Source organism: Burkholderia pseudomultivorans, assembly GCF_001718415.1.
GTDB lineage: Bacteria > Pseudomonadota > Gammaproteobacteria > Burkholderiales > Burkholderiaceae > Burkholderia > Burkholderia pseudomultivorans_A.
In genome coordinates, this window is the sequence record NZ_CP013378.1 from 3,661,732 (window position 1) to 3,675,688 (window position 13,957).

The window sequence follows — 13,957 nt, forward strand, 5'->3', positions numbered from 1 at the left end:
TGGTTGCGGCGGGGCGGCGGCCCGCGGCGGGAGCGCCGCCCGGGCGGCAGGCTGCCGGCCCGGAGGCGGTCGAAAAAATGGCCGCCGGACGCAATCGGGGCGTCAGCCGGCCCGATCACGCGCGCAGTTTGCCATACAATGCGCACCATCATGCACGACCGACGCCTCCATTTTCTCGTTCCGTTCGCGCTGCCGTCGGCGGCCGATGCGGCCTCGTCCCTGCACACGCTGGACAGCCCCGCGCTCGAAAAGTTGCTTGCGCGCGCGAGCGTCGTCGAGCGCGTCGCCGGCGAGGACTTCCAGCGCACGCTGCCGCACGAGCGCTGGCTGGCGCGCCAGTTCGGCGCAACGCACGGCAATGCCGCCGACGAGGCGCCGCTCGCACCCTACATGCTGCTCGCGGACGGCGGCGACCCCGGCACGCAGGCGTGGGCCTGCGTCGAGCCGGTCCACGTCGAAATCGCGCACGATCACCTGGTGCTGGTCGATCCCGCGGCCCTCGCACTCGACGACGGCGATGCCGCCGCGCTGCTCGCGGTCGCGCGCCCGCTGATCGAAGAACTGGGCGTGCGCGTCGAAGCGCCGCAGCCGGCACGCTGGTATCTGTCGAGCGAACAGTTCGCCCATCTCGCCGGCGCCGCCCCGCTGCGCGCGAGCGGCCGCAACATCGAGATCTGGCTGCCGCACGAGGCGCACACGGGCGAACGCTCGCGGATGTGGATGAAGCTGCAGAACGAAGTACAGATGGCCTGGTTCCAGCATCCGGTCAACGAGGCGCGCGAGGCGCGCGGGCTGCCGGCCGTCAATTCGATCTGGTTCCATGCGCAGGGCACGCTGAAGCCGGTCGGCAAGCCGTTCGCGCGCGTGCTGTCCGCGTCGCCCGCGGCGCTCGGCCTGGCCCGCGCGGCCGGCACCGACGCCGGCGCGCCGCCGGCCGCGTTCGGCGCCCTGCCCGCCGCCGACGGCACGACGCTCGTCGAGCTGCCGGCGCTGACCACCCCATTCATCGAACAGGACTGGGCACGCTGGCACGACGCGCTCGCCGCGCTCGAGCGCGACTGGTTCGCGCCGGCGCTTGCCGCGCTGCAGCGCGGCGAGTGCGCCGGCGTCGATTTCACGCTGTGCGGCGACACGAGTTCCGTGACGCTGCGCGCGACGCGCGGCGACCTGCGCAAGTTCTGGCGCCGCCGTGCGCTCGCGTCCCTGTTCGAATAAGCCGAAAGAAGACTCCGAATGACCCGCATCGTTACCCGCTCCGTCGCGCCCGCCGACGCCGAAGCGCTCGCCCGCCACGGCCTGCATCCGGTGCTCGCGCGCCTGTACGCGTCGCGCGGCGTGCAGTCCCCGGCCGACATCGAGACCGCGCTCGCGCGCCTCGTGCCGCCCACCGAACTGAAGGGCTGCGCCGACGCGGCCGTGCTGCTCGCCGATGCGATCGCCGCCGGGCGGCGCCTGCTGGTCGTCGCCGACTACGACTGCGACGGCGCGACCGCCTGCGCGGTCGCCGTGCGCGGCCTGCGGATGTTCGGCGCACAGATCGACTACCTGGTGCCGAACCGCTTCGAATACGGCTACGGCCTCACGCCGGAAATCGTCGAGCTGGCGGCCGCGCGCCAGCCCGACCTGCTGATCACCGTCGACAACGGCATCGCGAGCGTCGCGGGCGTCGAGGCCGCCAACGCGCGCGGCATCGACGTGCTCGTGACCGATCACCACCTGCCCGGCGACGCGCTGCCCGCCGCGCGCGCGATCGTCAACCCGAACCAGCCCGGCTGCGGCTTCCCGAGCAAGCACATCGCCGGCGTCGGCGTGATGTTCTACGTGCTGCTCGCGCTGCGCGCCGAACTGCGTCGCCGCGGCGCGTTCGCGAGCAAGGAAGCCGAGCCGCGCCTCGACGGCCTGCTCGACCTCGTCGCGCTCGGCACCGTCGCCGATGTCGTGCGGCTCGACGGCAACAACCGCGTGCTGGTCGCGCAGGGGCTGCAGCGGATCCGCAACGGCCGGATGCAGCCGGGCATCGCCGCGCTGTTCCGCGCCGCGGGCCGCGAAGCGCGCACCGCGTCGGGCTTCGACCTCGGCTTCGGCCTCGGCCCGCGCCTGAACGCGGCCGGGCGACTGTCCGACATGTCGCTCGGCATCGAGTGCCTGATCACCGACGACATCGGCCGCGCGTGGGACCTCGCGCAGCAGCTCGACGTGATGAACCGCGAACGCCGCGAGATCGAGGCCGGCATGCAGCAGCAGGCGCTCGCCGATCTCGCCGACGTCGATCCGGCCGACGCCTGCACGATCACGCTGTTCAACCCCGAATGGCACCAGGGCGTGATCGGCATCGTCGCCGGGCGGCTCAAGGAAAAATTCCACCGCCCGTCGTTCACGTTCGCGCACGCGGACGAGCACGGCACGCGGGTCAAGGGCTCGGGCCGGTCGATCCCCGGTTTTCACCTGCGCGACGCGCTCGACCTCGTATCGAAGCGCGAACCGGACCTGCTCGTCGCGTTCGGCGGCCATGCGATGGCCGCCGGCGTCACGCTCGACGCCGACAACGTGCCTCGCTTCGCGGCCGCGTTCGAAGCGGTCGCGCGCGAATGGCTGTCCGACGACGCGCTCGCTCGCGTGATCGAGACCGACGGCGAGCTCGAGGATGCGTACTTCACGCCGCAGTTCGTCGGACTGCTCGACGAGGCCGTGTGGGGCCAGGGCTTTCCGGCCCCGCTTTTTTCCGGCGAGTTCGACGTCGTGTCGCAGAGCCTCGTGAAGGAAAAGCACCTGAAGCTGCAGCTCGCGCGCGGCCGCCAGCGCTTCAATGCGATCTGGTTCAACCATACCGAGCCGCTGCCGGCGAGCGCGCTGATCGCGTATCGCCTCGTCGCCGATACCTGGAACGGCGTCACGCGCGTGCAGCTGATCGTCGAGCACGCGGCCGGATAACGCGCCGCGCCGCCGCGCGCACCGGAACCGCCGAAAACGGCTTGCGCCCCGCGCCGGACGGGGCCGCCGCGGGCGCGCGCATTCGATCCGCGCCACCGGGAGCCTCTGCCGATCGGCTATAATTCCGCTTTTTTACGAAGCACGAAAAGCGAAACGATCATGGAAGCGGAACGTCTCAACGCGATCGAAAGCTCCCTGCTCGACCTGCGCCAGCGCGCGGGCGAGCTTCGGGGGTATCTTTGACTACGACGCCAAAGCTGCGCGTCTGACCGAAGTCAACAAGGCACTCGAAGACCCGAACGTCTGGAACGATTCGAAGAACGCCCAGGCGCTCGGCCGCGAAAAGAAGCTGCTCGAAGGCGTCGTCACGACGCTGACGGTGCTCGACAGCGACCTGCGCGACGCGCTCGACCTGTTCGAGCTGGCCCGCGAGGAAGGCGACGAGGACACGCTCGTCGCGTCGGAAGAAGACGCCGCGAAACTCGAAGCGCGCGTCGGTGACATCGAATTCCGCCGGATGTTCTCGAACCCGGCCGACCCGAACAACTGCTTCATCGACATCCAGGCCGGCGCCGGCGGCACCGAGGCGTGCGACTGGGCGTCGATGCTGCTGCGCCAGTACCTGCGCTACTGCGAGCGCAAGGGCTTCAAGGCCGAAGTGCTCGAAGAATCCGACGGCGACGTCGCCGGCATCAAGAACGCGACGGTCAAGGTCACGGGCGAATACGCGTACGGCTTCCTGCGCACCGAAACGGGCATCCACCGGCTGGTGCGCAAGTCGCCGTTCGACTCGTCGGGCGGCCGCCACACGTCGTTCTCGTCGGTGTTCGTGTATCCGGAAATCGACGACTCGATCGAAGTCGAGGTGAACCCGGCCGACCTGCGCATCGACACGTACCGCGCATCGGGCGCGGGCGGCCAGCACATCAACAAGACCGACTCGGCGGTGCGGATCACGCACATGCCGACCGGCATCGTCGTGCAGTGCCAGAACGACCGCTCGCAGCACCGCAACCGCGCGGAAGCGATGGCGATGCTGAAGTCGCGCCTGTACGAGGCCGAGATGCGCAAGCGCCAGGCCGAGCAGGACAAGCTCGAGTCGAGCAAGACCGACGTGGGCTGGGGCCACCAGATCCGCTCGTACGTGCTCGACCAGAGCCGCGTGAAGGACCTGCGCACGAACGTCGAAATGAGCAACACGCGGGCGGTGCTCGACGGCGATCTCGACGACTTCATCAGCGCGAGCCTCAAACAGGGCGTCTGAGCGCCGCGGCGCGGGCTTTCCGCGCCGCCCTCCCCGTTTGCGTAGCCGCCCCCACCCCGAATTCCGACCATCATGACCGAATCGACCCAAACGCAAGCCGCCGTCGCGGCGGACGAAAACCAGATCATCGCCGAGCGCCGCGACAAGCTGCGCGCGCTGCGCGAACAAGGCGTCGCCTATCCGAACGATTTCCGGCCAACGCACCACGCGGCCGAACTGCAGGCGAAATTCGCCGAGTCGGACAAGGAAGCGCTCGAAGCGAATCCGTTCGAAGTCGCGATCGCCGGCCGCATGATGCTCAAGCGCGTGATGGGCAAGGCGAGCTTCGCGACGGTGCAGGACGGTTCGGGCCAGATCCAGTTCTTCGTGACGCCGAACGATGTCGGCGCGGAAACGTACGATGCGTTCAAGAAGTGGGACCTTGGCGACATCGTCGCCGCGCGCGGCGTGCTGTTCCGCACCAACAAGGGCGAGCTGTCGGTCAAGTGCACGGAACTGCGCCTGCTGTCGAAGGCGCTGCGCCCGCTGCCGGACAAGTTCCACGGCCTCGCCGACCAGGAAATGCGCTATCGCCAGCGCTACGTCGACCTGATCGTCACGCCGGAGACGCGCGACACGTTCCGCGCGCGCACCAAGGCGATCGCGTCGATCCGCAAGTTCATGGGCGACGCCGACTTCATGGAAGTCGAGACGCCGATGCTGCACCCGATCCCGGGCGGCGCGGCCGCCAAGCCGTTCGTCACGCACCACAATGCGCTCGACATGCAGATGTTCCTGCGCATCGCGCCGGAGCTGTATCTGAAGCGGCTGATCGTCGGCGGCTTCGAGCGCGTGTTCGAAATCAACCGCAACTTCCGGAATGAAGGCGTGTCGCCGCGCCACAATCCGGAATTCACGATGATGGAGTTCTACGCCGCGTACACCGACTACCGCTGGCTGATGGACTTCACCGAGCAGCTGATCCGCCAGACCGCGATCGACGCGCTCGGCACCGCGACGATCCAGTATCAGGGCCGCGAGCTCGACCTCGCGAAGCCGTTCCACCGCCTGACGATCACGCAGGCGATCCAGAAGTTCGCGCCGCAGTACACCGACGGCCAGCTGTCGGACGACGCCTACCTGCGCAGCGAGCTGAAGCGCCTCGGCGTCGACGTCACGCAGCCGGCGTTCCTGAACGCCGGCATCGGCGCGCTGCAGCTCGCGCTGTTCGAGGAAACGGCCGAAGCGCAGCTGTGGGAGCCGACCTTCATCATCGACTATCCGGTCGAGGTGTCGCCGCTCGCGCGCGCATCGGATACGGTGCCGGGCATCACCGAGCGTTTCGAGCTGTTCATGACCGGCCGCGAGATCGCGAACGGCTTCTCGGAGCTGAACGATCCGGAAGATCAGGCCGCACGCTTCAGGAAGCAGGTCGAACAGAAGGATGCCGGCGACGAGGAAGCGATGTTCTTCGACGCCGACTACATCCGCGCGCTCGAATACGGGATGCCGCCGACCGGCGGCTGCGGGATCGGCATCGACCGTCTCGTGATGCTGCTGACCGACAGCCCGACGATCCGCGACGTGCTGCTGTTCCCCCACCTGCGCCGCGAAGACTGACGCCCGCCCGCGCGTGTGCGCCGCCCGCCGTGGCGCGCACGCGCCGGCTTTGTAACCGCGCGTAAATCCCGCCCGCCGGCGTTCGCCGGCCCCTGATTCCTCCCCGTTTTATTTCCTTGCCGCGCCGGCCCGCTGCGGGTCTTCCCGGTATCGAGCACCGCTGCCGCGCTGCAATTCGTTACACCTTGATACGGCGGCCGCCGCGCGCCTGGACGACACTCCTTTCCGTCACCACGCATGACCACGGGGCCGGGGCCCGGCGCAGGAACGCCGACTCCGAGCGCCCCCGACGCGTGGGATCCGGGTCACATCCCGGATCGACCCAGGAGAAAAAAATGGACAATCAGAATCAGACCACGCCGCAAAAGCAACGCCTCCACCCGCTCATCGCAACCGCGGCCGGCGCCGTCATCGTCGCCAGCCTCGCCGCGACGGCAGCGATCACGGGCGTGTTCCCGAAAGCCAACAGCAGCAACGAGCAGAACGGTCAGACCCAGGCCGCGCTGATCGCGTCGCAGCCGGCCGTCGACACGGCGGCGGCCGCCAGCGCCGCGCTCGCCGCGCAGGCGCAGCAGCAGGCGGCTGAACAGGCCGCGCAGCAAAAGGCGCTCGCGCAGGCCGAACCGAAGCCGGCGCCGCGCCCGGTGACGCACCACCACCGTGCGCCCGCGCCGCAACCGCCGCAATACGCGCAGCAGCCGTCCGCGCCCGTGCAGCCGGCCTATTGCCAGACCTGCGGCACGGTCGTCGCGATCACGCAGACGCGCACGCCCGGCCAGAGCTCGGGCATCGGCGCGGTCGGCGGCGCCGCGGCCGGCGGCCTGCTCGGCAACCAGTTCGGTCACGGCAACGGCCGCACCGCGATGACGATCATCGGCGCGCTGGGCGGCGGCCTGGCCGGCAACCAGGTCGAGAAGCAGGTGCGTGCGGAAACCGACTACCAGGTGCAAGTGCAGATGGAAAACGGCACGACGCGCACCTTCACGTACCGTAACGCGCCGCCGTTCGGCCAGGGGCAGCGCGTGCGCGTCGAGAACGGCACGCTGGTCGGCGCCTGACGCCGCGCCTCGCATGGCCGCCCGCGCGACGGGCTGCCGTGTGATTCGCCAAACGAAAACGGCTCGTGAATCATCACGAGCCGTTTTTGCGTCAACCGCCGCGCGACGCGTAGAACGTCGCGCGCCGCTCAGTCTTCGTCGTCGAAGTCGGATTCGTCGATCCAGTGCGCCTGGATCGCCTCGAGGATTTTCTCGCCCGAGCGGCCCGGATCGTCGTCGAAACCGTCGAGCGCGATCACCCACGCGCGCAGGTCGACGAAATTGACCCGCTGAGGATCGACGTCCGGATGCTTGTCTGCAAGCGCGATCGCAATCTCGCGCGAATCGGTCCACTTCATGCCTGCTCTCCTTCTGCTGTCCTTGCACCCCGAAATCGGCCCGCACCGACGCAGCGGCAGCGGGTCAGCTCGCATGCAACCCGCTCAGTGATTTTCCTTCGCGTGATTGATCGAGTACTTCGGAATCTCGACCACGAGATCCGAATCCTCCGTCACGATCGCCTGGCACGACAGGCGCGAGGTCGGCTCGAGGCCCCATGCCTTGTCGAGCAGATCGTCCTCGTCCTCTTCGGACGGCGCGAGATCGTTGAAGCCTTCGCGGATCACCACGTGGCATGTCGTGCAGGCGCACGATTTCTCGCACGCGTGCTCGATCTCGATGCCGTTGTCGAGCAGGTTGTCGCAAATACTCTTGCCGGGCTTCGCGTCGATCACCGCGCCGTCCGGGCACAGTTCGACGTGAGGCAGCACCACCAGTTGAGGCATGTCCGTTCCGTCAGTCAGGGTGCGGCGTCACGCGCCGCACGGTTCAATATCGCGCGCGGGCCGTCACCGGCCCGCGCGCGCTGCATTCTTCGTTCAGATCTCGTCGAGCCGGCGACCCGACAGTGCGCGCTTGATGCTCTTGTCCATCCGGCGCGCCGCGAATTCGTCGGTGCCGTCGGCCAGCGCCTTGGTCGATGCCTCGATCGCATCCGCGTCGTCGCCCTGCGCGATCGCGCGCAGCGCCGCGACGCGCGCATCGACCTCCGCGCGTTCGGCCGCATCGAGCAGTTCGCCGTCGGCCGCGAGCGCGGCCTCCGTCGCCTCGATCATCCGCTGCGCCTCGACCTGCGCCTCGCGCAGCGCGCGGGCGCGCATGTCGATCTCGGCGGTCTTGAAGCTGTCCTCGAGCATCTTCGCGATGTCGTCGTCGGCGAGGCCGTAGGACGGCTTCACGACGACCGACGCCTCGACGCCCGAATGCTGCTCGCGCGCGAACACCGACAGCAGCCCGTCCGCATCGACCTGATAGGTGACGCGGATGCGCGCCGCACCGGCCGTCATCGGCGGAATGCCGCGCAGCTCGAAGCGCGCGAGCGACCGGCAGTCGGCGACGAGCTCGCGCTCGCCCTGCACGACGTGGATCGCCATCGCGGTCTGGCCGTCCTTGAAAGTCGTGAATTCCTGCGCACGCGCGATCGGAATCGTCGAGTTGCGCGGAATGATCTTCTCGACGAGGCCGCCCATCGTCTCGACGCCGAGCGACAGCGGAATCACGTCGAGCAGCAGCCAGTCGTCGCCGCTGCCGCGGTTGCCGGCCAGCAGGTCGGCCTGGATCGCCGCGCCGAGCGCGACGACCTGGTCCGGATCGAGATTGACGAGCGGCGGCTGGCCGAAGTATTTCTCGACGGCTGCGCGGATCACCGGCATGCGCGTCGCGCCGCCGACGAGCACGACGCCCTTGATGTCGGCCGGCGTGACCTGCGCGTCGCGCAGCGCCTTGCGGGTCGGCGTCAGCGTGCGCTGCACGAGCGGTTCGACCAGCGACGCGAACGTGTCGTGCGAAATCGTCTGCACGAGGTGTGCGCCGCTCGACAGCGTCACGTCGAGCGTGGCCTGCGGCGCCGACGACAGCGCTTCCTTCAGCACGCGCACGCGGTCGAGCAGCAGGCGCACGTCTTCCGGCGCGAGCGTCTTCGCGTCGATGCCGCCCTGCGCGAGCACGTGCCCGAACAGCGCGTGATCGAAATCGTCGCCGCCGAGCGCGGAATCGCCGCCCGCGGCCAGCACTTCGAACACGCCCTTCGTGAGCTTCAGGATCGACAGGTCGAACGTGCCGCCGCCGAGGTCGTACACCGCGTAGAGGCCTTCGGCCGCATTGTCGAGACCGTAGGCGATCGCCGCCGCGGTCGGCTCGTTCAGCAGGCGCAGCACGTTGAGGCCCGCGAGACGCGCGGCGTCCTTGGTCGCCTGGCGCTGCGCGTCGTCGAAATAGGCGGGCACCGTGATCACCGCGCCGACCAGCTCGTCGCCGAGCGTGTCCTCGGCGCGATAGCGCAGCGTCGCGAGAATTTCGGCCGACACCTCGACCGGGCTCTTCACGCCGTCGATCGTGCGGATCTGCACCATGCCCGGCGCATCGACGAATTCGTACGGCGCATTCGCCGCGCCCTCGACCTCGGCCTTGCCGCGCCCCATGAAGCGCTTGACCGACACGATCGTGTTGCGCGGATCGGTCGCGGCCTGTTCCTTCGCTTCGTGGCCGATGCGACGGCCGCCCTTCTCCAGATAACGGACCACCGACGGCAGCAGCACGCGGCCCGCCTCGTCCGGCAGCACTTCCGGCACGCTGTTGCGCACGGCGGCGACGAGCGAGTTCGTCGTGCCGAGATCGATCCCGACGGCGAGTCGCCGCTGGTGCGGCGCCGGCGCCATGCCCGGTTCGGAAATTTGCAGTAAAGCCATCTTGGTTCGTTCGGGCGCTCGGCCCGTTTGCTGCGCGTGCCGCGAGGCACGCGGTTAAGTTTCGAGGCGCTCGATCTGCGCGCTCACTTCCGACGCGACCCGCTCGATGAACATCAGCTGGCGCACGGCCTCCGCGGCCGCCTGGTCGGCGCCGCTGTCGAGCAGCGTGCCGAGGCGCTCGAGCCGCGTGCGCTTCTCGTCGCGCAGCTCGGCCAGCAGCGCGTCGAGCGCGTCGACGTTGCGGGCGGCCGCGGCATCCTCGATGCCCTCGCGCCACTCCATCTGCTGCATCAGGAACGCGGGCTCCATCGCGGTATTGTTTTCCGCGCCGATGTCGACGCCGCGCAGCGACAGCAGATAGGTGCCGCGCTTGAGCGGATCGCGCAGCGTGCGGTACGCCTCGTTCGCGCGGGTTGCCCACTGCATCGCGATGCGCTTTTGCGCATCGCCGGCCGCCGCGAAGCGGTCCGGATGCACCTGTGTCTGCACGGTGCGATAGGCGGCGTCGAGCGCCGCTTCGTCGAGCGCGAATTGCGCCGGCAGGTGAAACAGGTCGAAATGGCTGTCTTTCAGCGAAACCATCGTCGCGTTCAATTCCGGTTCGTCGCGCGGCAAACGCCGCACATTAAAAAGGCGGCCCTTGCCGCCTCGTGCCCGCATCGCGCGGCCATCCGCGTCACACGCGGAACGATTCGCCGCAGCCGCACTCGTCCTTCACGTTCGGGTTGTTGAAGCGGAACCCTTCGTTCAGGCCTTCGCGCGCGAAATCGAGCTCGGTGCCGTCGATATACGCGAGGCTCTTCGGATCGACCACGACCTTCACGCCATGGCTCTCGAACACCTGATCCTCGGGGGCGAGCTCGTCGACATACTCGAGCTTGTACGCGAGCCCCGAGCATCCGGTCGTGCGGACGCCAAGCCGCAGGCCCACACCCTTGCCGCGACGGACGAGGTATTTCTGGACGTGCTGTGCTGCTTTTTCGGTCAGTGTAATTGCCATGATGTCCTTGCCGCGGCGTGCCGCTACGGCGCGCCGCGTTCCTTCAGAAGCCGCTCGATGCCGCTCAGGCCGCTGCCTGATCGCCTTCCTTCGTGTCGTGGCGCTTCTTGTAGTCGGCCACGGCTGCCTTGATCGCGTCTTCCGCGAGAATCGAGCAGTGAATCTTCACCGGCGGCAGCGCGAGTTCCTCGGCGATCTGCGTGTTCTTGATCGACAGCGCTTCGTCGAGCGTCTTGCCCTTCACCCACTCGGTCACGAGCGAGCTCGACGCGATCGCCGAACCGCAGCCGTAGGTCTTGAACTTCGCATCTTCGATCACGCCGTCCGCGCCGACGCGAATCTGCAGCTTCATCACGTCGCCGCAGGCCGGCGCGCCGACCATGCCCGTGCCGACCGCATCGTCGTCCTTCGCGAACGAACCGACGTTACGCGGGTTTTCGTAGTGATCCAGAACCTTGTTGCTGTAAGACATGACTCAGACTCCTTGACTCGTTACGTCTGCGTGCGCGAATCCGCCCGCGGGTATGTTCGATATGCGGTGCTCAGTGTGCGGCCCATTCGATCGTCGACAGATCGATGCCTTCCTGGTGCATTTCCCAGAGCGGCGACAGCTCGCGCAGCTTCGCGATCTTGCTGTTCAGCAACTCGATCACGTAGTCGACTTCCTGCTCCGTCGTGAAGCGGCCGACCGTGAAGCGGATCGAGCTGTGCGCGAGTTCGTCGTTGCGGCCGAGCGCACGCAGCACGTACGACGGCTCCAGCGACGCCGACGTGCACGCCGAACCCGACGACACCGCGACGTCCTTGATCGCCATGATCAGCGACTCGCCTTCGACGAAGTTGAAGCTGATGTTCAGGTTGTGCGGGATACGGTGCTCCATGTCGCCGTTCACGTACGTTTCCTCGATCTGCGACAGGCCGCGCAGCAGCTTGTCGCGCAGCATGCGGATCCGCTCGTTCTCGGTCGCCATTTCCTCGCGCGCGATGCGGAACGCCTCGCCCATGCCGACGATCTGGTGCGTCGGCAGCGTGCCCGAGCGCATGCCGCGCTCGTGGCCGCCCCCGTGCATCTGCGCTTCGATGCGCACACGCGGCTTGCGGCGCACGTACAGCGCGCCGATGCCCTTCGGGCCGTAGGTCTTGTGCGCGGAGAACGACATCAGGTCGACCTTCAGCTTCGCGAGGTCGATCTCGACCTTGCCGGTCGCCTGCGCGGCGTCGACGTGGAACACGATGCCCTTCTCGCGGCAGATCTCGCCGATCGTCTCGATGTCCTGGATCACGCCGATCTCGTTGTTCACGTGCATCACCGACACGAGGATCGTGTCCGGGCGCAGCGCGGCCTTCAGCACGTCGAGGTCGATCAGGCCGTTGTCCTTCACGTCGAGGTAGGTGACTTCGAAGCCGTCGCGCTCGAGTTCGCGGCAGGTGTCGAGCACGGCCTTGTGCTCGGTCTTCACCGTGACGATGTGCTTGCCCTTGCCCTTGTAGAAATTCGCGGCGCCCTTGATCGCAAGGTTGTCCGATTCCGTCGCGCCGGACGTCCAGATGATCTCGCGCGGATCCGCGTTCACGAGCGCAGCCACCTGCTCGCGCGCTTCCTCGACCGCGCGCTCCGCATCCCAGCCGTACGCGTGGCTGCGCGACGCCGGGTTGCCGAACTGCTCGCGCAGGTACGGCACCATCTTGTCGACCACGCGCGGATCGACCGGCGTCGTCGCGCTGTAATCCATGTAGATGGGCAGGTGGAGGGTCTGTTGGGTCATCTGTCGCTCCGGATATTCTGTGCAGGGACTATGTGCGTTATTGGGGGTCGGGCGCGCTCGCGCTCACGAGCTCGCGATGTTGAACACCGAATTCGGGCCGAGCGGCATCGTGCGCACGGGCTCGGCAGGCGCGGCGACGGGCTCCGGCGTGCGCCGGTCGCGCAGCACCGCGGGCGCGCCTTCGCGGGCGCGCTGCTGATCGACGAGATCCTGCAGCGAAACCGAATCGAGGTATTCGACCATCTTCTGGTTCAGCGTCGACCACAGTTCGTGCGTCATGCAATGGCCGTCCGGCTGCTTCGAGCCGTCGCACGTGCCTTTGCCGCCGCATTGCGTCGCGTCGAGCGGTTCGTCGACCGCGATGATGATGTCGGCGACGGTGACGTCCTGCGCGCGGCGCGCGAGGTTGTAGCCGCCGCCCGGGCCACGCACGGATTCGACGATTTCATGCCGGCGCAGCTTGCCGAACAGCTGTTCGAGATACGAGAGCGAAATCCGCTGGCGCTGGCTGATGCCTGCAAGCGTCACCGGGCCCTGCTCCTGGCGCAGTGCCAAGTCGATCATCGCCGTGACGGCGAAACGGCCTTTGGTGGTGAGTCTCATGGTGTCTAGGGGACTGCAATCTTGACGATTTTGGTCAAGTATAAATATTTGACGTTTTTAGTCAAGTATCCATGTCTTCGGCAGGGTATTCGCAGACCGCTGAATAACCGCGTCGCGATCAGCGGGCGACGCGCGCCCGCAGCGTCTGCAGCAGGCCCTCGCACGCGCGCTCGACCTGGTCGAGCACCTGCTCGAAGCCCTGCGCGCCGCCGAAATACGGGTCGGCCACTTCGGTTTCGGTCGCGCCCGGCGCGAATTCCATCAGCAGGCGCACCTTGTCGCGATGCTGCGGCGGGCAACGGCGGCGCAGCTCCGCGAGATTGGCCTCGTCCATCGCGAGCAGCAGGTCGAAGCGCTCGAAATCGGCCGTGCCCACCTGCCGCGCGCGCAGTGCCGACAGATCGTAGCCGCGCAGGCGCGCCGCTGCCTGCGCGCGCGTGTCGGGCGGCTCGCCGACATGCCAGTCGCCGGTGCCGGCCGAATCGACGTCGATCCGGTCCGCCAGGCCGGCAGCATCCACCTGGTGGCGCATCACGCCTTCCGCGGTGGGCGAACGGCAGATGTTGCCGAGGCAGACGAAACAGATTGCAACGCGGGTCATCGCACGATCGGAAAGCCGCGGCGGACCGCGTGGGAGCAGAACGCGCCATTATACAAAGGCGCCCGGAATCGCGCCGCCGCGCAAAGCGACAGCAGCCTGCATTACAGCGCCTTCGGCGCAGCCAGCATGACCTCGCCCGACGCGGCGGGCAGCGGCTTCACGGCGTCGTCGACGAGCCCGAACGACACCGCGCGCGCCAGTTCGGCGGACGCCTGGTGAACGGCGAGCGGACCCCGTGACGGCGCATTGTCCATCGCATGCAGATAGGCCGCCGCGGCCAGCGGAACGACGATTGCCAGCGGCCAGTACATCGATATTGTCTTTTTCATGATGCGGACCTCCTTGACCTGATGCCCCGAAACCCTATTCCGGGGACTACAGGCAAGATTCTATAGACCGCATCTATCGG

15 protein-coding genes are annotated in these 13,957 nt (G+C 68.0%); 5 read left to right on the top strand and 10 right to left on the bottom strand.

Annotated elements, in window-relative coordinates:
• Window positions 1–150: 150 nt before the first annotated feature.
• The 5 genes from WS57_RS29225 (at window position 151) to WS57_RS29245 (ending at window position 6,852) form a co-directional block, all read left to right on the top strand.
• Window positions 151–1,215 carry a regulator gene (locus WS57_RS29225; protein ID WP_155755054.1) on the top strand — a complete coding sequence of 355 codons (1,065 nt, stop codon included), beginning with the start codon at window positions 151–153 and terminating at the stop codon, window positions 1,213–1,215.
• Window positions 1,216–1,233: 18 nt separating this feature from the next.
• Complete coding sequence (gene recJ / locus WS57_RS29230; protein WP_059518841.1) at window positions 1,234–2,931, top strand: single-stranded-DNA-specific exonuclease RecJ; 1,698 nt, start codon at window positions 1,234–1,236, stop codon at window positions 2,929–2,931.
• A gap of 159 nt (window positions 2,932–3,090) precedes the next feature.
• A protein-coding gene (gene prfB, locus WS57_RS37735; protein ID WP_194796231.1) for a peptide chain release factor 2 occupies window positions 3,091–4,195 on the top strand; the annotation gives its coding sequence in 2 pieces (ribosomal slippage) (window positions 3,091–3,171 and window positions 3,173–4,195; 1,104 coding nt in all).
• Window positions 4,196–4,267: 72 nt separating this feature from the next.
• Window positions 4,268–5,794, top strand: coding sequence for a lysine--tRNA ligase (gene lysS / locus WS57_RS29240; protein WP_009690698.1), 1,527 nt, complete (start codon window positions 4,268–4,270; stop codon window positions 5,792–5,794).
• Window positions 5,795–6,129: 335 nt separating this feature from the next.
• Window positions 6,130–6,852, top strand: coding sequence for a glycine zipper 2TM domain-containing protein (locus WS57_RS29245; RefSeq protein WP_040127761.1), 723 nt, complete (start codon window positions 6,130–6,132; stop codon window positions 6,850–6,852).
• A gap of 128 nt (window positions 6,853–6,980) precedes the next feature.
• Here WS57_RS29245 and iscX read toward each other — a convergent pair whose 3' ends face one another.
• The 10 genes from iscX to WS57_RS29295 form a co-directional block, all read right to left on the bottom strand.
• Entirely contained in the window at window positions 6,981–7,190 is a 210-nt protein-coding gene (gene iscX, locus WS57_RS29250) for a Fe-S cluster assembly protein IscX (RefSeq protein ID WP_009691724.1), read from the bottom strand.
• 84 nt (window positions 7,191–7,274) lie between these two features.
• A complete protein-coding gene (gene fdx, locus WS57_RS29255; protein WP_040127762.1) occupies window positions 7,275–7,616 on the bottom strand; it encodes an ISC system 2Fe-2S type ferredoxin in 342 nt (113 codons plus the stop codon).
• Between the two features lie 93 nt (window positions 7,617–7,709).
• Complete coding sequence (gene hscA, locus WS57_RS29260; RefSeq protein WP_059481292.1) at window positions 7,710–9,578, bottom strand: Fe-S protein assembly chaperone HscA; 1,869 nt, start codon at window positions 9,576–9,578, stop codon at window positions 7,710–7,712.
• A gap of 54 nt (window positions 9,579–9,632) precedes the next feature.
• Window positions 9,633–10,160, bottom strand: coding sequence for a Fe-S protein assembly co-chaperone HscB (gene hscB / locus WS57_RS29265; protein WP_009691727.1), 528 nt, complete (start codon window positions 10,158–10,160; stop codon window positions 9,633–9,635).
• Window positions 10,161–10,254: 94 nt separating this feature from the next.
• Complete coding sequence (gene iscA / locus WS57_RS29270; RefSeq protein ID WP_009691728.1) at window positions 10,255–10,578, bottom strand: iron-sulfur cluster assembly protein IscA; 324 nt, start codon at window positions 10,576–10,578, stop codon at window positions 10,255–10,257.
• Window positions 10,579–10,642: 64 nt separating this feature from the next.
• The gene (gene iscU, locus WS57_RS29275) at window positions 10,643–11,050 is read right to left on the bottom strand and encodes a Fe-S cluster assembly scaffold IscU (protein ID WP_009691729.1); all 408 of its coding nucleotides are present in this window, start codon (window positions 11,048–11,050) and stop codon (window positions 10,643–10,645) included.
• 70 nt (window positions 11,051–11,120) lie between these two features.
• On the bottom strand, window positions 11,121–12,344 hold the full coding sequence (locus WS57_RS29280; RefSeq protein WP_009691730.1) for an IscS subfamily cysteine desulfurase: 1,224 nt from the start codon (window positions 12,342–12,344) through the stop codon (window positions 11,121–11,123).
• A 63-nt stretch (window positions 12,345–12,407) separates the two neighbouring features.
• Complete coding sequence (iscR, locus tag WS57_RS29285; protein WP_009691731.1) at window positions 12,408–12,947, bottom strand: Fe-S cluster assembly transcriptional regulator IscR; 540 nt, start codon at window positions 12,945–12,947, stop codon at window positions 12,408–12,410.
• A gap of 118 nt (window positions 12,948–13,065) precedes the next feature.
• Window positions 13,066–13,548: a low molecular weight protein-tyrosine-phosphatase gene (locus tag WS57_RS29290; RefSeq protein WP_059518845.1), complete on the bottom strand. Its 483-nt coding sequence runs from the start codon at window positions 13,546–13,548 to the stop codon at window positions 13,066–13,068.
• Between the two features lie 101 nt (window positions 13,549–13,649).
• Window positions 13,650–13,877, bottom strand: coding sequence for a hypothetical protein (locus WS57_RS29295; protein ID WP_059518847.1), 228 nt, complete (start codon window positions 13,875–13,877; stop codon window positions 13,650–13,652).
• Window positions 13,878–13,957 lie beyond the last annotated feature (80 nt).